Raw genomic sequence first — 17,829 nt, 5'->3', positions numbered from 1 at the left:
GCCATGTATTCGACACCCACCCTGCCGATCTCGTATCTCGATTACGTCTCGGAGAACTGGGTCGAACTCGTCATCGCGACCGTAGAACACGTCGAACTCGTGTTCCAGACGCTGTTGATCGCGCTACCGCTGGGGATATCGCTGGGGATCGCGATCACGCTGTATCGATCCACCTCGACGCTCGTGTTGTGGCTCGCCGGCGTCGCGATGACGATCCCCAGCATCGCGCTGTTCGGACTGCTGATACCGTTCGTCGGCATCGGCAATCCGCCGGTGATCGTCGCGCTCGTGCTCTACGCCCAACTGCCCGTCATCCGCAACACCTACATCGGACTGACGAGGGTGGACGAGGGGGCGATCGAGGCGGGAACCGGACTGGGGATGACGAGGCGACAGCGTCTCCGGCGTATCCGGTTTCCGAACGCGCTGCCGGTGATCACCGCGGGAGTGCGGAACGCGGTCGTGATCCTGATCGGGGTCGCTACCGTCGGCGCGTACGTCGGCGCCGGCGGCCTCGGCGACTACATCTTCGTCGGCATCTACGAGTCGTACACCGAGATGATCGTCACGGCGACCGTGCTGGTATCGCTGCTCGCACTGGCGGCCGACTACCTGTTCGAGGCGGTCGAGCAGGTCCTCTACCTGCGCAACGGGGAGGAGGTCGAGCGGAGCCTGGCGGCACGAGCGCTCTGGGGGGTGGTCGGATGATCGAGTTCGAGAACGTCACCAAGGTGTATCCCGACGGAACGAGGGCGGTAGAGAACGTCAGCTTCCGAGTCGAGGAGGGGACCACGACGGTGCTGGTCGGTCCTTCCGGCTGTGGCAAGACGACGACGATGAAGCTCGTCAACCGCCTCGAGGAGCCGACCGAAGGAACGATCTACTACGACGGGACCGACACCCGAACGCTCGACGCCACGGAGCTCAGGCGCGACATCGGCTACGTGATCCAGGAGGTGGGGCTGTTCGACCACATGACCGTCGGCGAGAACGTCGCCACCGTGCCGGAGCTCAAGGGCTGGGATCGCGAGCGGATCGACGAGCGCGTGGACGAACTGCTGGCGCTGGTCGACCTGCCGCCCGCGAAGTACCGCGACCAGTACCCGACCGCCCTCTCGGGCGGACAGCGCCAGCGGGTCGGCGTCGCACGCGCGCTCGCGGCTGACCCCGACGTCCTGCTGATGGACGAGCCGTTCGGGGCGCTCGATCCGATCACCCGCGAGGACCTCCAGGACGAGTTCCTCGAGATCCAGGAGGAGATCAACACGACGATCCTCTTCGTCACCCACAGCATCGACGAGGCGCTGAAGATGGGCGACAGGATCGCCATCTTCGACGTGGGCGAGATCGTCCAGTACGGGACGCCCAACGAGATACTCAGCCAGCCGGCGAACGAGTTCGTCGAGGAGTTCATCGGCGACGACCGCACCCTCAAGCGGCTCGGACTGATCCGCGTCGAGGAGGTCATGGAGCCGGTCGCCGACGGGACGCAAGACGGGAGGACGCCGGACGAGGCGGTGTCGCCCGACGCCAACCTCGAATCGGCGCTGTCGCGGATGCTCCAGGAGGACACCGACACGCTCTCGGTCAGGAACGGGGACGACCGGCTCGTCGGCCGTGTGACCCGAGAACGGATCCAGGACACACAGCGCGCGCAGGTCGAGCGATGAGCGTCCTCGGCAACCTGTACGGCGCGGCGGAGTATCTGACGGCGAACTGGGTCGAGTTCCTCGAACTGCTCCGCCAGCACCTCGCACTCGTGCTGATCTCGGAGGTCGCTGCGATCCTGGTGGCCGTCCCGCTCGGCATCGTCGCGGTTCGGTACGACCGCCTCCGAAGTACGATCCTCTCGGTCGGGAACGTCGCCCAGACGATCCCGACGCTCGCGGTGATCGCGCTTGCGTTTCCGGTCTTCGGTCTGGGGTTCAGGTCTGCGGTGATCGCGCTGTTCGTCTACGCGCTGTTGCCGATTCTCACGAACACGATCACGGGGCTGGAGAACGTCGAGGAGAGTACGGTCGAGGCGGCTCGCGGAATGGGAATGACCGACACCGACGTCCTGCGGCGGATCCGGCTCCCGCTCTCGGTGCCGGTGGTGTTCGCCGGCATCCGGACGAGCACGGTCATCAACGTCGGCACGGCGTACCTCGCGTTCTTCATCGGCGGCGGCGGCCTCGGGGTCTGGGTCATCAGCGGCATCGACCTCTTCGACACGTCCCGGATCCTGGCCGGCGCGATACCCGGCGCGCTGTTGGCGATCGGTCTCGACAGCCTGCTCGCGCTCGTCGAGCGACGGCTTGGCGGGGAGGCCGTTCAGGACGAGTCGATGATGACGGGGTAGCGCCGCGTTCCGAACCATCGACGGGCGGGTTCGGGCCGGCCGTCGGCCGGGAACGGGCCGACGTCGCCGTCGTATGCGGTGCCGGAGGCTAAGTCCGTAGAGCGCGAACCTCGAGCATGGCCAAACGAGGAACCATCACCATCGTCCCGAGCGTCCACTTCTCGTCGACTCACCGCCGCCGGGTCCGCGAGACGATTCGGGATCGACGGCCCGACGTGGTCGCCGTCGAACTCGACGAGCGGCGTTTCGACCGCCTCGATCGACGCTCGCGCCTGCGACCGGACGAGCTGTCGCGCGGGGCCTCCCCGACCACCACGCCCACCTACCGGACGCTCCAGGCGATCCAGCGGACCGTCGCCCGGCTCTACGGCTTCGACCCCGAGGAGTCGGACATGGAGTCCGCGATACAGACCGCCGCCGAACTGGGGATCGAGATCGCGCCGATCGACGAGCCTCTGGAGGACGTCCTCTCGACGCTCTCGTCGAAGGTCGGGCTGGTGACGGTCCCGAAGATGCTGCTCCGGATGCAGCTGATGGGGCCCGCCGAACGTCTCCGCCAGATCGAGACGTTGACGCTTCCGTTCAGGGACGTCAGAAGCGGCGACGACGTCCAGCCGATGGTCGATCAGATGCGCACGCTCGTCCCGGAGGTCGCCGATCAGCTGCTCGACCGACGGGACCGGGCGATGGCCGAACGGCTCTACGCCCTTCGCCACGAGGGCTACGACGTCGTCGCGGTCGTCGGCGCGGCACACCACAACGGCATCCTGGCCGCGCTCGACGAGCTCGAGGAGCGGGACGCCGAGCCGACCGTCTCGGTCCCGATCAGGAAATCCGGTCGTTCGGTCACCGAGGTACCGATCGAGTAGCCGGCGTACCCGATCGAGAGCGGTACCGGGAGACGCGTCGACCCTCGATCGAGACGGGCGTCGGGTGGACGGAGACGTCAGAGAACGCCGATACGGACGTTCGCTTCGATCACTGACGATCAAAGCGAACGTGTGGAGCCGACCACCCACCCCCCGGAGCGCGAACCCGTACCGAGTCCGAAACGCGAACCCATCACGTACGAGAGTTCACGAATCCGATGAATTTCTTGGGCTGTTGCGAAGACATCGTTGCCGATGGACAACCTTAACAGACGAGAGCGACAACCCCCCGGCCATGGGTAGATCCAACGAGGACTGGTGGCCGAACCGGTTGAACCTGAAGATCCTCGACCAGAACGCTCGTCCGGCGAGTCCGATGGAGGAGGAGTTCGACTACGCCGAGGAGTTCGAGAAGCTCGACCTCGACGAGGTGAAGGCGGACATCGAGGACGTGTTGACGACCTCCCAGGACTGGTGGCCGGCGGACTACGGCCACTACGGACCGTTGATGATCCGGATGGCGTGGCACAGCGCCGGCACCTACCGCGTTAGCGACGGACGCGGCGGCGCGACCGGCGGCACGCAGCGCTTCGCGCCGCTGAACAGCTGGCCCGACAACGCGAACCTCGACAAGGCGCGTCGGCTGCTCTGGCCGGTCAAGCAGAAGTACGGCCGCAAGCTCTCGTGGGCAGACCTGATCGTCCTGACCGGGAACGTCGCCCTGGAGTCGATGGGGTTCGAGACGTTCGGCTTCGCCGGCGGGCGCGAGGACGCCTATGAGCCCGACCAGGCCGTCGACTGGGGGCCCGAGGACGAGTGGGAGGACTCCGACCGCTTCACCGAGGAGGGTGAACTCGAGGGGAACCTCGCCGCCACCGTCATGGGGCTCATCTACGTCAACCCCGAGGGGCCGGACGGTAACCCGGATCCGGAAGCGTCGGCGGAGAACATCCGGGAGTCGTTCGGCCAGATGGCGATGAACGACGAGGAGACGGCCGCGCTCATCGCCGGCGGCCACACGTTCGGGAAGGTCCACGGCGCGGAGAACCCCGACGAGCACGTCGGCCCCGAGCCCGAGGCGGCCCCCATCGACCAGCAGGGATTCGGCTGGGAGAGCAGCCACGGCTCCGGCAAGGGGAGCGACGCGATCACCAGCGGGATCGAGGGCCCGTGGAACGCCACGCCGACCCAGTGGGACATGGGCTACCTCGGCAACCTGCTCGACCACGAGTGGGAACCCGATCGTGGCCCCGGCGGCGCGTGGCAGTGGACCACGACCGGCGGCGAGCTCAACGAGACCGCGCCGGGCGCCGAGGACCCCTCGGAGAAGGAGGACGTGATGATGCTGACGACGGACGTCGCGCTGAAGAAGGATCCGGAGTACCGGGAGATCCTCGAGCGCTTCCGGGAGAACCCCCAGGAGTTCCAGGAGTCGTTCGCGAAGGCGTGGTACAAGCTGATCCACCGCGACATGGGCCCGCCCGAGCGGTTCCTCGGTCCGGAGGTCCCGGACGAGGAGATGCTCTGGCAGGACCCGATCCCCGACGCCGATTACGACCTGATCGACGAGGCGGAGATCGCCGAGCTCAAGGAGGAGATCCTCGACTCGGACCTCTCTCGCTCCCAGCTGGTCAAGACCGCCTGGGCGTCGGCGTCGACGTATCGCGACAGCGACAAGCGCGGCGGGGCCAACGGGGCCCGTATCCGCCTCCGACCGCAGCGTGACTGGGAGGTGAACGAGCCCGCACAGCTGGCGACCGTCCTGGACACGTTCGAGGAGATCCGAGAGGAGTTCAACGGTTCGCGATCCGACGACGTGCGGGTCTCGCTCGCCGACCTGATCGTCCTGGGCGGCAACGCGGCCGTCGAGAAGGCCGCGGCGGACGCCGGCTACGACATGGAAATCCCGTTCGAGCCGGGCCGTACCGACGCCTCGCAGGAACAGACCGACGTCGAGTCCTTCGAGGCGCTCGAACCGGAGGCAGACGGGTTCCGCAACTACCTCGGGATCGAGAGCGACCGCTCGGAGGAGGAGCTGCTGGTCGACAGGGCCGACCTGCTTGACCTGACGACCGACCAGATGACGGTCCTGGTGGGCGGCATGCGCGTGCTGGGCGCGAACTACAAGGACACCGACTTCGGCGTCCTCACCGACCGACCGGGGACGCTGACCAACGACTTCTTCGTGAACCTGCTCGACATGGACTACGAGTGGGAGGGCGCCGAGGAAGGCGAGGAATCCGAGTCCGAGGACATCATGGAGCGCGAGGAGCCCTCGGACGCCCAGGAGATCTACGAGATTCGCGACCGCGAGACGGGCGAGGTCGAATGGACGGGGACCCGCGTGGACCTCGTCTTCGGTTCGAACGCCCGACTTCGAGCCGTCGCGGACGTCTACGCGTCCGCCGACGCCGAGGAGAAGTTCGTGCGTGACTTCGTGGACACCTGGGAGAAGGTGATGAAGCTCGACCGCTTCGATCTCGAGTGATCGCGGTCGAGGATCCGTAGACACAGGGTCTCTTTTCGGCGTATCGTCTCCGTTACGGAAGCGAATCGGTGAACGGGGAAGCGCCATGTAGAACGACGGGTACGACGGGACTGTCGCGAGTCGTGCGGGACCGAAGGTCCCGCCGGAAACCGGCGGCTTCACCGCCGGTGACGTAACGAGCGGCAGTCAGGGGCGTACGCGAGTGAGACCAACGGGCGCAGGGCGCTCGTTCACAGGGCGAACGAATCGCCCTTTGCGGCGTGAAACGGCCGAGTTTGACGGATCCGAGATCGGAGATATACGGTAGTCATCAGAGGATTTCGTAGCGTCCTGCGAGATACGGGGCGCGTATCGGTCACACAACGTTCTTGATGTCGGTGTTTCTGGAGGGTAGAGATAGCCTCGGCTGGAACGTGTAACCGTCTGAAAAATCGAAGGTAGTGTTTGTCGCTGTGAGCGACGAGTGTGTCTCGGTATTACTGTCGGACGACGTTCGCCGCGCGGGGCCCCTTCGGTGAGGACTCGATGTCAAACTCGACCTCAGTACCTTCCGTCAGGTCCTCTCCGCCGACGTCCTCCATGTGGAAGAAGACGTCTTCGTCGTCGTCGAGGTCGCCGTCGTCAGTCGAAATGAAACCGTAGCCGCCAGTATCGTTGAAGAAATCAACTTTTCCGTTTGCCATTACAAACAAATGTAGTCTCCAACGACTGATAACACTTCCGAGCATCGCGGTACCACGGCTCCCGTCTCCATACCTCGAACGGGTGGTCGTGCGTACAGTTCGTTCGGATTTCGGCAGTTAGTTCGGTTTCGGGACAGGTATTTACCGTATGGTCACGAGGTATGACATGCATCGACATGAAACCATGCCAGAACTGCCAGACGGTCATCGACGAGTATCTCCTCGATAAACAGCTCGAACCCCTGCGCGAACTCACGGTTGACGACTTCAGCGTCTGTGCGAACTGCGCGACCATCGTCGCGGATGCGTGTGTGAAGTGTGACGGCGCAGTGTACGTTCCTCGAGGTGAATCCGTCACCCCCGACTACTGTCCAGCGTGTCGGTCGGACATCATAAACCGTACCGGCCACGACCCTGGCTGGACGCGTGGACACGTCTCCACCTGAACGGCAGTTGCGCTCAAACACTATTCTTCGTCAAGGGGGCCGTTCGATAGACGTGCAACCTCCGTATCTCGCATACGTCTCATCTAGTAAGCAACACCGGCGTTGGATGGCGGTTAGATGTGTTTCAAATATAGGCACGACGGGACTGCCGCGAGCCGTGCGGGACCGAAGGTCCCGCCGGAAATCGGCGGCGAAACCGCCGGTGACGTAACGAGCGGCAGTCAGGGGCGCACGCGAGCGAAGTGAGCGAGCGGGCGCGACGGGATTTGACAGAGTCGAAGAACCTGCAACAAAGTTGCAGAGCCTTCGACGTGCCCCCTCGAACTTCGTTCGAGGGGAACCCGCGGCATCTCGGGTCCTGCTCGCGCCCTTGAGGCGCTGCGCGGGCTTCCGACGACTTCGGAACCAGCTACCGGATATCCTGGACGGGCCAGGCCGGCTATCGACCATCCTTCGGGTGGTTCGAGGCGATAACGATGGACGAAACCAACCTCGAACCCATGACCCCGGAGGAAGCTCTTGAGCTCTACCTCCAAGACAGGCGTACTGACCTCACAAAAGCGAGTCTGCAGGCCCATAGATACCGTCTGAACCATCTCATTCGATGGTGCGACGAGGAGGGTATCGACAACCTGAACGGTCTCAGTGGCCGTGACATGCACCGCTATAAGCTCTGGCGGCGAGATGATGGAGACCTCAACAAAGTCACGGTAAAGACACAGATGGATACAGTCCGAGTATTCATTCGCTGGTGTGAAGCCATCGACGCTGTTCAACCCGACCTCTCAGACAAGGTGGTCTCTCCGACGTTGGATGACGGAGATAACCAACGAGAAGTGATGTTAGAGTCCGACCGAGCAGAGAGAATCCTCAACTATCTTGCTCGCTTCCACTACGCGTCATTTGACCATGTGACGGTTCTCTTGCTCTGGCATACCGGAATGCGAACCGGGGCCATCTATGGACTCGACGTTGACGACTATGACTTGGAAAACCAACGGCTTCAGACCCACCATCGCCCAGACCGAGGGACACCGTTGAAAAACAAAGCGAAGGGAGAGCGATTGATAGCTCTGAATACAGAGCTCTGTCAAGTCATAGAGGACTGGATGAGCCACAATCGACCGGATACAGTTGATGAGTATGGAAGATGTCCGCTTATTACTACTTCACAGGGACGAGCCACAAAAAGTACTATTCGAGACCGGGTCTACCGATGGACGCGCCCATGTGTGATTTCAGGGGAATGTCCCCACAACAGAGACATGGAGACATGCGTAGCCCGCGATGACCACAAGAAGGCATACTACGACTGTCCATCTGTCGTGAGTCCTCATGCTATTCGACGGGGCTCCATCACCCATCATCTTACCGAAGAGGTACCCGAGAAGGTTGTCAGCGACCGGATGAACGTCGGACCAGACGTGTTGGAAAAGCACTATGACCAACGGACGGAGGAGGAAAAAGTAGAACAGCGGCGGACATATCTCGACAACATCTAAACCCACCCTACCCGTCGTCAATTCCCCGCATTACCGTTCTCAGTGGTCCCCAAGAGATACGAGGGGCATCCATCGTCTCCATCGTAGAATCCCAGAGAAAGTTAGATACTCAGATTCCGGGGTTTCAGGGCTTAGGAAGCCCGAATACGCAGGTATATCTCCTTTCCAGGAAGACAAGCCCTCCACGGGTATTTTCAGTACCAGGATTCACTCCAAACGAGTATGTCCTTGTAGACTACGAAGTGAATACTCTCACTATACTCCACTCCTTCCCATTCTCACGAGCTCAAAGCCAGTAGTAGGTAGGGCTTCAATGCGATTTCTCCAGGAAATACCGTAGGCTACCCGGAGACTACTACCTCCTTTTAGGAGTCAATTTCCGGGCTCCACGGGAAAATGTTCTACCTGTTCCACCGTGTTCCACCGATGTTCCATGGGGGATGGAACATTTTTATCTCCAGTATTCCGTAGGTAACAGCCTCCTACTACCGTTATAGTAATTACTCTTCTAAATGTTCCACCAAATTCTCTGAACAACGTGTGTAAATCGGTTGGAGGTGGTGATAGTAATTCCAGTACCTTCCTCACCGTTACACACACTGTAGAGAGAATTAGGTGGAACAGTGGAACATTTCCTTCTCACCTCCTCCCCTTCTCGCGATTTTTGGTGTTCCAGGGGGTGGAACATTGCCGGAACATGCTGGAACATCCTCGGGAGTTTTTCATGAAACAGGGTGAGGGATTCCCAGGAGTATATAAAGGAGCCAGGTTTTACACCCGTGCCAACTGTAATTCTGGCACGCACTCCTTTCCTTCAATCTACCCCATCATTCCCAAACTTAAATTCTGGAATTTTCTTATCCCGAAAAGAGAACTCTCAAAACGAGAAGAGAAGCTTTCTATCTCCCAAAACTGTGGTAATTATTGTCACATAGCATTTATTACTGAGTATCCCTTATTATTAGGTGGGAAATGACCTGAACGAAAGCCCCGATGAAAGCCACAAGTCGTGTCCGGTGCCCTCCAGGGTAACTCCGGATTCGGCCCTCCTACAGTCGCTACCACGTTGGTTGAGGCATTGTGTCTCCTCAACCGACCCCAAAATAGTGGTAACTGAGGAGTGGGTAGGAGTTAGCTGGCCCAGGTAACTCGCCCACTGACGGAACGGAAGTAGCACTTCCGGGGTGAGGAGATTTGAACCACCGAGGTTCATGCCTGGGGGTGGTTCCCCGAAGGCAATCAGAATCCTCCTGTTCGATGCAAGAAATCCAGTTCGATACTACTCGAACCCAACAGCGGGCCTTGCAGGACCGTGACCAAAAATAACGACCGCAATTTCGGGTGGTTAGAAGCCAATCCGAGATTGGAGCTACTGAGGTATAGAATTTTTGACCGATAAGCGGTAGGACACGATTTTCAACAATGTCAACTAAGTTTCAGAAAGAAGAAGAAACGTGGATAACGTCCATTTCATTGAAGGAACGACACAAGGACCCGGTGAGAGGTGACGGTTACTTCAACCTCTCCGAGTTCGTTCGGGAAAAACTGGATGAGGAATTCATTAATGACTGACTGAATATTTCACTATCGAGACCGACAGAATACGTGGTTCGGAGTAGCCACTGTTCCGGTTTCGGAAAGCAGAGGTAGAGGCTGCATGTCTGACGGCTCCACCCGTCAACATGCCAATATTGGATTTACTGCGACATAACGACTTCGAGAATGGACTTTGACGAGATTGAGTGCGAGCACAAGGACTCTCCTTTTGATTCTTCGGGGTTTCTGGATTTGAACAACCCCCGGTTTAACGAGGGAGAGACTATCAAGAAATCTGACCTTCGGAAGAAGGAGGAAGAAGAGCAGGAAGAGGAGAACGAAAGTGAAAATATGACTAATTCTGATTTGACCGAAGAGCAGAAGGAAAAGTATGAAGAACGACAAAAGCGAGTCAAAGAAATAAGGGAGAATTCCCTGCCGGATAGCACTCCTAACCTGAATGTCTCCGAGAGCAACGGGGGCTACGGCCGTGATAAGGGAGAGCACTGGGAAGAGTGGTCCAACTTCACGCTGGAGTACAAGTCCATTGTAACGACTCCCAACGACGAGAAGAAGATGAATTTCGTCGTCCATCCGCGCATGGATGAGAGTCCTTTCGAGGTGACCGTTGACACCGGAGTTTTCCACGATAAGCGGAAGTTCAAGCGGGAGGTTTGCGTTGGAGAGACCACCGTTTGGAAGGGAAGCGACGGAAATCTTGCAGACCTGAGGCAGTACATCACCAAGCAAGACCGGGTCGAGAAGAAAGGAACCCATCACCTCGGTCTGAATGATGGGGTTTGGGTCACTCCCAACCGGAACCTTACGGCAGACGGGTGGAGCGAGGAGGAGGAAATCCTCTATGATGCCCGGAATATTGCCACGGAGCGGGCATGGAGTTGCCCTGATAAATTCGACCGGGAGAAGGTAGCCGAAATTATTGAGCTACTTCCCCGAACCCGAGACACGGAGCGGTTACTTCCCGTTATTGGCTTCTTCTATGCCTCCTCCGTGAAGCCATACATCCTCGATTGGGAAGGAGAATTCAATCTGCTATCCGTAACGGGAGATACCGGGGCGGGGAAAACCGCTACTCTCGGTGTACTCTGGGATATGTTCGGGATGGGGAAGCGTCCCTTGACCATCAAGGACGGGGATTTCAACGAGAAGGTGGCTCTCTCCTCAACCAACTCCATTCCCATTTGGTTCGATGAGTACAAGCCGAGCGACATGCAGGATTACAAGGTCAATAACTTCCACGACAAGCTCCGAAAAACTACCCGACCGTCCCTCATCATGAGCGGGAATAAGGACGGGTCAAACGACTCCTACGAGCTTGAGGCCCCGGTCGTAGTTAGTGGTGAGGAGTCCATTTCAGGAGCGGCAGAGGAGAGGCGACAGATTGCAGTTGCCTTCAAGTCAAGTTCCACTGAGACGGGTTCAGATACGAACAGAGCCTTCTCGGAGTTGACCGGTACTTCTCACCGAGGGAATGGTAACGTCGCTCACTACAGCGGCTATGACCTCTCGCAGCATGTGGTGGCCTGGCTCAAGTTCCTCCTCAATCACGACAAGGGTTTCCTCCGGCAACGGTGGGAGGAATCGGGGGAAAAGACCTGGGAGCTTATCCAGGAGAATGACATCCAACTCCCCGATGAAATGGACATCCAGGGAATGCAAACAATCCACTTCGGATGTACGCTCTACCAAAAATTCGCTGATGCCCTCGATGCCGAGTTGACCTTCACGGATGAGGACGTTGAGAAGGCCATGCTTTACTCCGTAACCGGGGCTAACGGCGGGGAGAACCGTGCTCGACACGTTGATACCCTCTTTGACATCGCCAGTAGAGCGGCTTCGGACAACATGCTGAAGCCCGAAGTCCATTACAAGGTGGCCTCGGAGAACGAGTTACGGATTAACCTCTCCAAGTCCCTGGACAAAATCCGGAAGTACGCGCGGGAGCACGACCTGAGCGAGGACATCCTGGGGTCGGTGGAGGATTACTACGGTCGGATGAGGGATGGACCCGAGAAGTATCCCTACATCGGTCTGTACGATGGAGAACCGAAGAAGAAGGAGAGGGACATCGGTTGGAGTATTTTCATCGACATTGGAAAGGCCGAGCGAGAAATCGAGAACTTCCGGGGAGACGACTTCCGGCATAGAATCGTGGATGTTGAGGAAGAAGAAGAGGCGACAAACCAGAAGGGGAAGAGCTTCTGAAATGACCGAACCGTACAAACAAAAGCAACCACTCCTCCGTGACCACATTGTGAATGAAATGTCAATCGCGGAGATAGCAGAGAAGTACGACACCCATTGGGGAGCTATCAAGGCGTACCTCGGAGTTCACTACCTGGACGACCGGAAACCTCCGAAACACCTAGAGGATGAAATGGCCTATCGGGATAAGGAGGTCCTGGAGGTTCTGTACCTGGAAGCTGGCATGAATCAAGAAGAGGATGCAGAGTGGATTGATGCCTCCCAATCCAGGTTAGTAGGTGGCTTCATCGACACGGCCTCATGTGCCCGCTAAGGTGGTTAGCAACGGAGAGGATGGAAGAACCTTCGGTTGGGTAAAAAGCGACTGACAGAGTATATGGACCTGCTACTACTACTCGTAGATGTACTGCTATTCTTCAAGCATGTGGTTCTGGGGTTTGCCCTTGGAGCCGTGATAATGACTGCTGAGAGCGTAATTACGAATGCCAGGGAAGAGATTGATTAAGCGACCTTACGACATGATTACTGTCCTTCATTTCCCAAATGACACTATAAACCGACATCTGTACTGATGTATTATCTACTAATAAGGGTGCTGTGACGGTAGAGTTCAGATATTCTATTGCCGATGTGGATAAGTAACAGTGGTGTAAATGGTATACTATCATGGGGTTTCGTGAAGATGATTTAACAAATGGTCTAATCCGGCATTACGAGGCCAAGGATGTAGTAGATATTCTTGAACCTGAAGCAAGTTATCGAAATTCGGGTAGAAGGGGAGTCCCTGATTTATATGTTGTATTCTATCAACCTGGGGAAGCTCTGATAGAAGCTCATCTTATTGAAGTCAAATCTGAACACGCAGTACGGTCAGTTACAGGTGCTAATGCGATAATACGGCAATTCAATAAGATGCGCCGATACTTCTATTCATCTAATGAACGGGGCCCACCAACGCCTGAATTCGAATTTGATGAAGTAATGTTATTTTTCGAACTGGCATTCATTCCATCTGAATATAATTTTACTCATCTTCTGAAGAATGCCCCTATGTATAATCATGGTATTCAAACTGACTGCGGGGAATCTTCGTGGCTACCAGCTGCTCACTCTCAAGATTCAGAAGGGGCACTACATAACGGAGTTGAGGTTCAATTAACACTACGCCATCCGAAAGCACCAACAAGGAGTATGGTATTAGTTTCCGCATCTGGGCGCTCGTTAAATCCGGGAATGTCTCTTCCCCCATCCCCGAACAGTATAAAAAATCTGTCAAGAATTGATACACACCTTTACAACAAATTGATGATAATTCTGAAAAACTATGAGTCGTAGCAATATATCCTAACAGGATAGAACTTGGTGGTGACCTCAACTGGATGGTGAATGCAACCATCAAGGCCGTCAACAAGATTGAATTGAACCGGTTTCCCTTCTTCGAGATGGAGAAAATGGAGGCCGACTATGAGATTGAACGGTTCGAAGGCTATGAGGATATCAAGGTTGACCCGGAGAAAGGTTGGAGAATCGGAGAGGCCCTGAATGACCCCGTTGGGACCATGTCTCCCGCTACTCAAGGATAGGTGAGCGGACCGAAACCTGGATTCCCACTCCGAGAGAGGATACGAAACCCATCAAAACCGGAGGGGGTACTTACGACCAACGGACCCAGTACGACATGACCATCAATAACTACGCGGATGGTGACGATGTTGAACTTGAGCAAGCAGTCCGGAGAGGAGTAAAGCAGGCTAACCGGCGGAAACGGCTGAAGACTTCGGACCAGAATTAGGAGTTGAGAATTCTCAGCTATACCATATCATTTCGAATTAATTCTTCCCAAATCAATAGACATAGCAAATTCAGTACGATTCCATACTGCACATCTGATTCCGCTTCACCATGTAAATTAGAATTTCGCCATCCGTAGATGAGTCCATATGCCTCATCTGTTCCAACATTCCCAAAGTTGGCTATTTTTTCTCTCATCTGTTCGAGGTTCTCTTCTAAGTTTGAATTTGCGATATTTTCCTCGAAGTATACAAGAATGTCGAGTAGACTACTGCATCTGTTGCCCTGTTCATAATATCCCCCTCGTCTTACTTTCTTAATTTCATTCGACTGTGTCACAGTCCCATCTCTTTCAATCACATGTCTACAACGATATTTTAGGTATCCTTCAAGTATGGGGTATGATACGTATGCGGCTATAGTACTTGTATTCCTAAACACCTTCTGAACATAGTCAGATTGTCTATGGTGGCTAGGCCGATTTATCGTCTCATAATGGCACAGTGAAAGATGGAATAAATTCCTGATAGCATACCACTGGCCGTTCCTCAAGAAACCATGCGAGTTATGGGCGTTATCCACTGTATCGTAGGTCGTCTTCCAATAATGTCGATTGTCTGATGTCACCTGAACTTGAAGAGTCTGAGTCAGTTTTATTGGGAGCTTCATACGGATTTCTGAAGGAAGATTTTCTATTGGGGAGGTCTCTGAATCATACCCAATCAAGCACTCTCTTTCTAACTTGCCTTCGATTGCTTCATAATAGTTACCTTTCCCTGAAAGAATAGAATCTCGGAGAGGTAATTTTCCTCCAAGTAGTCCTTCGTCCGGGTATCGAGTGATATATTCATCATATTTATCTGAAATCCGGGTCCAAGTTTTCTCAACCATAATATTCCTCACCTGTATGAGTATTTATATTTATTGGGAGGGGGATTTTGCTCCAGTAATTAGCGGTATTTGCCAATAGCTGGTTTTATTCGTGGGACGTTGCATTAAGCTGAATGGCAGATTTCCCAGCGGAATTTCGGGATGAGGTTGACCCCGAGCAAAAAGCTGGATGAAATTACTTCACACGGACAGTTTCGGACCAGTCCTGATATACCAGTCAGAAGTTTTAGTGCTCGAAATATACCCTATTCAGGACAGGGGGTGAGGCCACAACAAGCCGAGAGAGCGGATTTGTTCTTTGGGAAAGAGACATGGAAGAAAGTAACTCCTCGGAGAACGGCACTCAGGACCTACAGGAGGACATGAAGCCAACAGGTCAACCCACAACCACTGGGGGGTGGCCATAACCATCGGGGAAGACAGGAACCAGGGAATACCCAAGGAGTGGCTACCAGGGGATGGGCATGGAGAAGTAGTAGCATGGACATCAAACGCCGGAGAAAGAGACCGCGGACTACCGCCAGTCGCCTACGTCAGTAAACCGCCGGGGTTCGACAGCGCATATTCGTTCATTACCTAAAGAATTTAACAGGCAAGACCTAACGCATCATGTGATGCAAGCGAATAGTCCGGCTTGCGACGAATGTGGTTCAACCAATATCAAAACCAAGAAGGACGCGGTTCGGTCTACCGATTATCAGGATGTTTACAATTACCAATGTGAAGACTGTGGGCACTTCTGGAAAGAAGAACGATAAAGAGGATGGACGTGATTGCGTCATCGAGATGGCGGGCTAACTGAGACCCATCTTGGAGGTCGTTCACTATGCGGTCCTACTTCTCTTGGAGATGCTGCCCGAGGTCGATACCGGGTCCCTACATCGCTTCCAATTCATCATACCTCCATGATTTACCATGCTGCTAATTGAAGTTCCTCTGAGACCAATACACGAAGTGGATACCAGGGCAGTATTAGTATCCCAGTGGTGTCCATCATGGTGGATGGTGGGAAGATGGGAGCAGTGGAATGTTCCCAAAAAACCGGGAGGATGGATGAGCTCTTTCCCCGGTTTTCAGTTCAGAGCAAACCGACAGGCGTGTACCTGGGTTCTCCCTGATACTTGGTAGCATAGCGAGACTGTCGCTGCCACCATGGTGAACAAATCGGTCCACTACCAAAGAAAAAGTGGATGGTTCATCATGGTGTTTAAGACAACATTGAGGAAACGCAATCTCCCGGAGTCTCATTCGATTCCAGTGGTTCACCTGTTACTTCTTTCTCCCTCCTTGCCATAGTAGTCGTATGTTAGTCGTTGAGTTCCGAGTGGACTCGCCTATCCTTCAAGACGCCCTCGCTCACGCCCCCGAGACAATCATCAGTCATGAAGAACAATACCAAACCAGTGATGGTATTACCTACCTATTTTGGGCAGAGAACAGTGATTTAGCAGCCTTTGAGGAGGGACTGGCCGCTGACCCTACTGTAACGAATATCTCCCAACTCGCTGAAACGCCGACTCGCCGCATGTATCGAGTGACCTTTACTGACTATGGAGAGAGTGTTGCTACCTTTCCATCATGGAGTGGATTAGACATTAGCCTTCTTGATTCGACAATCTCGCATAAGGGTTGGGACGCCCGAATGCGGATGTCGTACCACAACGGGCTTAGAATCGATACCCGGGAGTCAACCGAGCGACGCAGTCGTAACTGACGGGTTTCACGTGGACTGCGGTGGAGTCCCCCTCCAATAAAAATTAAATAACGTCAACTACTCATCGTTGTCGTTGTTATTCGTCAACTTAGAGGTTGAGGGCATCGCTTCCTTGTGCGACGATATCACCAGTATCGCTAAGTGCAACAACCGCGACCTGAACAACATTGTTATTCAGTACATTCTCCACGTTAACGTCGTCTATAATCTCAACGTTAACGTCAATGTTCCGGATGTCAACCTCAATGTTACTGAGGACGTCTCCCCCAATAACGGTGACGACGATGTCTTCAACATTGACATTATTCAGAGCGTTCACATTCTGGACGACTACGTTCAGCAATCCATCTTGCTCCGTCAGATTTATGTTCAGGCTTCGAATTCGCTGCTGCTGTCCGACAGCACTACCGCTAAATGCAGTGAGACCAGTCGCCGCTACACCAGTCGCTGCAGCTCCTTTTATGAACGTTCGGCGCGCCTCATCGGGTTGGTTTTTGTCACTCATTGTTTTTACCTCGGTGGTATCCGCTACCACATATACAACGACAGACGCAGGATACTTAAACACACTCCTTGCAGTTGCTCGAACCAAATTGCTATAACTTAGCTACGATAAAACCATCTTCAAAGGATTGCTCATTCTTATCTGAAAATAACTGGTACCATATAGTGAGTATCAGAGACAGGCAAGGGAACAAACGAAATAATGAAGCCAGACATATGGAGTGATGAAGCATGCCTGAACGTATTCCGGACGATGAATTGTTAAGGGAACTCCAGCAACTTGCTCACAAACTCGGAACTACGCCGAAGGTGCAAGATATGCGTGACCATGGCGCATTTACCGCAAAGACATATCAAAAGCGATTCGGGTCGTGGACCGATGCGCTTGCCGCGGCTGGCTTTGAGCCAAACAAACGCGGACCAGCTAAAATCCCCGCCGATGCGTTAGCCGAAGAACTCCAGCAACTCGCGGATGAACTCGGGACAACGCCGACGAAGACTGATATGGCCGACCATGGACGGTTCAGCGCGAAGGTCTATCAGGAACGGTTTGACTCATGGAACAACGCAATCATGGCGGCCGGATTGTCAGTCAACAGCCAACAGCCTGCCGAACTCGCAGCTGATGAATTACTAGCGGAGCTTCAACGGCTTGCTGATGAGCTTGAATCGACACCCAAAATGACCGACATGCGTGACCACGGCAAATTCAGTCCAACGACATATCATACTCGGTTCGGGTCATGGAATGCCGCCCTTGAAGCAGCAGGATTGACGCCCAACCGACAGAGCTCTACTGAGGTTGAGCCAAATAACGGACAAAATAGCGATGTATGAC

The 17,829-nt window shown here is 55.5% G+C and carries 15 protein-coding genes; 12 read left to right on the top strand and 3 right to left on the bottom strand.

Going from position 1 to position 17,829, the window contains the following annotated elements; translation table 11 throughout:
- Positions 1 to 3: 3 nt before the first annotated feature.
- From V0Z78_RS14165 to katG, 5 genes are all read left to right on the top strand, one after another.
- Positions 4 to 708 carry an ABC transporter permease gene (locus tag V0Z78_RS14165; RefSeq protein WP_336345320.1) on the top strand — a complete coding sequence of 235 codons (705 nt, stop codon included), beginning with the start codon at positions 4 to 6 and terminating at the stop codon, positions 706 to 708.
- Positions 705 to 1,670, top strand: coding sequence for an ABC transporter ATP-binding protein (locus V0Z78_RS14160; protein ID WP_336345319.1), 966 nt, complete (start codon positions 705 to 707; stop codon positions 1,668 to 1,670). The genes V0Z78_RS14165 and V0Z78_RS14160 overlap by 4 nt, the downstream gene beginning before the upstream one ends.
- On the top strand, positions 1,667 to 2,341 hold the full coding sequence (locus tag V0Z78_RS14155) for an ABC transporter permease (protein ID WP_336345318.1): 675 nt from the start codon (positions 1,667 to 1,669) through the stop codon (positions 2,339 to 2,341). The genes V0Z78_RS14160 and V0Z78_RS14155 overlap by 4 nt, the downstream gene beginning before the upstream one ends.
- Before the next feature lie 116 nt (positions 2,342 to 2,457).
- Positions 2,458 to 3,210 (top strand): TraB domain-containing protein, encoded by a 753-nt coding sequence (locus V0Z78_RS14150; RefSeq protein ID WP_336345317.1) that lies wholly within the window; start codon positions 2,458 to 2,460, stop codon positions 3,208 to 3,210.
- A gap of 295 nt (positions 3,211 to 3,505) precedes the next feature.
- Positions 3,506 to 5,698: a catalase/peroxidase HPI gene (katG, locus tag V0Z78_RS14145; RefSeq protein WP_336345316.1), complete on the top strand. Its 2,193-nt coding sequence runs from the start codon at positions 3,506 to 3,508 to the stop codon at positions 5,696 to 5,698.
- A 476-nt stretch (positions 5,699 to 6,174) separates the two neighbouring features.
- On the opposite strand, the gene V0Z78_RS14140 is transcribed toward katG, so the two are convergent.
- Positions 6,175 to 6,381, bottom strand: a complete 207-nt coding sequence (locus tag V0Z78_RS14140; RefSeq protein WP_008418277.1) for a cold-shock protein — start codon at positions 6,379 to 6,381, stop codon at positions 6,175 to 6,177.
- A 176-nt stretch (positions 6,382 to 6,557) separates the two neighbouring features.
- Between V0Z78_RS14140 and V0Z78_RS14135 the strand changes: the two genes are divergently transcribed.
- The 6 genes from V0Z78_RS14135 to V0Z78_RS14110 all read left to right on the top strand — a co-directional run bounded on the left by V0Z78_RS14135 (position 6,558) and on the right by V0Z78_RS14110 (position 13,674).
- The gene (locus V0Z78_RS14135; RefSeq protein WP_336345315.1) at positions 6,558 to 6,827 is read left to right on the top strand and encodes a DUF7571 family protein; all 270 of its coding nucleotides are present in this window, start codon (positions 6,558 to 6,560) and stop codon (positions 6,825 to 6,827) included.
- 476 nt (positions 6,828 to 7,303) lie between these two features.
- Entirely contained in the window at positions 7,304 to 8,329 is a 1,026-nt protein-coding gene (locus V0Z78_RS14130) for a tyrosine-type recombinase/integrase (protein ID WP_336345314.1), read from the top strand.
- A gap of 1,722 nt (positions 8,330 to 10,051) precedes the next feature.
- Positions 10,052 to 12,091, top strand: coding sequence for a hypothetical protein (locus tag V0Z78_RS14125; protein WP_336345313.1), 2,040 nt, complete (start codon positions 10,052 to 10,054; stop codon positions 12,089 to 12,091).
- A gap of 1 nt (position 12,092) precedes the next feature.
- Positions 12,093 to 12,404, top strand: a complete 312-nt coding sequence (locus V0Z78_RS14120) for a hypothetical protein (protein WP_336345312.1) — start codon at positions 12,093 to 12,095, stop codon at positions 12,402 to 12,404.
- Positions 12,405 to 12,757: 353 nt separating this feature from the next.
- Positions 12,758 to 13,426: a hypothetical protein gene (locus V0Z78_RS14115; RefSeq protein WP_336345311.1), complete on the top strand. Its 669-nt coding sequence runs from the start codon at positions 12,758 to 12,760 to the stop codon at positions 13,424 to 13,426.
- 44 nt (positions 13,427 to 13,470) lie between these two features.
- A complete protein-coding gene (locus V0Z78_RS14110) occupies positions 13,471 to 13,674 on the top strand; it encodes a hypothetical protein (protein WP_336345310.1) in 204 nt (67 codons plus the stop codon).
- 226 nt (positions 13,675 to 13,900) lie between these two features.
- Here the strand turns inward: V0Z78_RS14110 and V0Z78_RS14105 are convergent, their stop codons facing one another.
- A complete protein-coding gene (locus V0Z78_RS14105; protein ID WP_336345309.1) occupies positions 13,901 to 14,773 on the bottom strand; it encodes a hypothetical protein in 873 nt (290 codons plus the stop codon).
- Positions 14,774 to 16,575: 1,802 nt separating this feature from the next.
- The gene (locus V0Z78_RS14100) at positions 16,576 to 16,992 is read right to left on the bottom strand and encodes a hypothetical protein (RefSeq protein ID WP_336345308.1); all 417 of its coding nucleotides are present in this window, start codon (positions 16,990 to 16,992) and stop codon (positions 16,576 to 16,578) included.
- A 230-nt stretch (positions 16,993 to 17,222) separates the two neighbouring features.
- Here V0Z78_RS14100 and V0Z78_RS14095 point away from each other — a divergent pair, with 230 nt between their 5' ends.
- The gene (locus V0Z78_RS14095; RefSeq protein ID WP_336345307.1) at positions 17,223 to 17,828 is read left to right on the top strand and encodes a homing endonuclease associated repeat-containing protein; all 606 of its coding nucleotides are present in this window, start codon (positions 17,223 to 17,225) and stop codon (positions 17,826 to 17,828) included.
- Position 17,829 lies beyond the last annotated feature (1 nt).

It is taken from the genome of Halalkalicoccus sp. CG83 (assembly GCF_037081715.1).
In the GTDB taxonomy this organism is placed as follows: Archaea; Halobacteriota; Halobacteria; order Halobacteriales; family Halalkalicoccaceae; genus Halalkalicoccus; species Halalkalicoccus ordinarius.
Note: the sequence above shows the minus strand (reverse complement) of the source record. Positions and strands in the feature narration are given on the sequence as shown.

Coding starts and splice junctions, on each gene's coding strand:
- V0Z78_RS14165 (WP_336345320.1), top strand. CDS start 4: ATGTATTCGACACCCACCCTGCCGATCTCGTATCTCGATTACGTCTCG.
- V0Z78_RS14160 (WP_336345319.1), top strand. CDS start 705: ATGATCGAGTTCGAGAACGTCACCAAGGTGTATCCCGACGGAACGAGG.
- V0Z78_RS14155 (WP_336345318.1), top strand. CDS start 1,667: ATGAGCGTCCTCGGCAACCTGTACGGCGCGGCGGAGTATCTGACGGCG.
- V0Z78_RS14150 (WP_336345317.1), top strand. CDS start 2,458: ATGGCCAAACGAGGAACCATCACCATCGTCCCGAGCGTCCACTTCTCG.
- katG (WP_336345316.1), top strand. CDS start 3,506: ATGGGTAGATCCAACGAGGACTGGTGGCCGAACCGGTTGAACCTGAAG.
- V0Z78_RS14140 (WP_008418277.1), bottom strand. CDS start 6,381: ATGGCAAACGGAAAAGTTGATTTCTTCAACGATACTGGCGGCTACGGT.
- V0Z78_RS14135 (WP_336345315.1), top strand. CDS start 6,558: ATGAAACCATGCCAGAACTGCCAGACGGTCATCGACGAGTATCTCCTC.
- V0Z78_RS14130 (WP_336345314.1), top strand. CDS start 7,304: ATGGACGAAACCAACCTCGAACCCATGACCCCGGAGGAAGCTCTTGAG.
- V0Z78_RS14125 (WP_336345313.1), top strand. CDS start 10,052: ATGGACTTTGACGAGATTGAGTGCGAGCACAAGGACTCTCCTTTTGAT.
- V0Z78_RS14120 (WP_336345312.1), top strand. CDS start 12,093: ATGACCGAACCGTACAAACAAAAGCAACCACTCCTCCGTGACCACATT.
- V0Z78_RS14115 (WP_336345311.1), top strand. CDS start 12,758: ATGGGGTTTCGTGAAGATGATTTAACAAATGGTCTAATCCGGCATTAC.
- V0Z78_RS14110 (WP_336345310.1), top strand. CDS start 13,471: ATGGTGAATGCAACCATCAAGGCCGTCAACAAGATTGAATTGAACCGG.
- V0Z78_RS14105 (WP_336345309.1), bottom strand. CDS start 14,773: ATGGTTGAGAAAACTTGGACCCGGATTTCAGATAAATATGATGAATAT.
- V0Z78_RS14100 (WP_336345308.1), bottom strand. CDS start 16,992: ATGAGTGACAAAAACCAACCCGATGAGGCGCGCCGAACGTTCATAAAA.
- V0Z78_RS14095 (WP_336345307.1), top strand. CDS start 17,223: ATGCCTGAACGTATTCCGGACGATGAATTGTTAAGGGAACTCCAGCAA.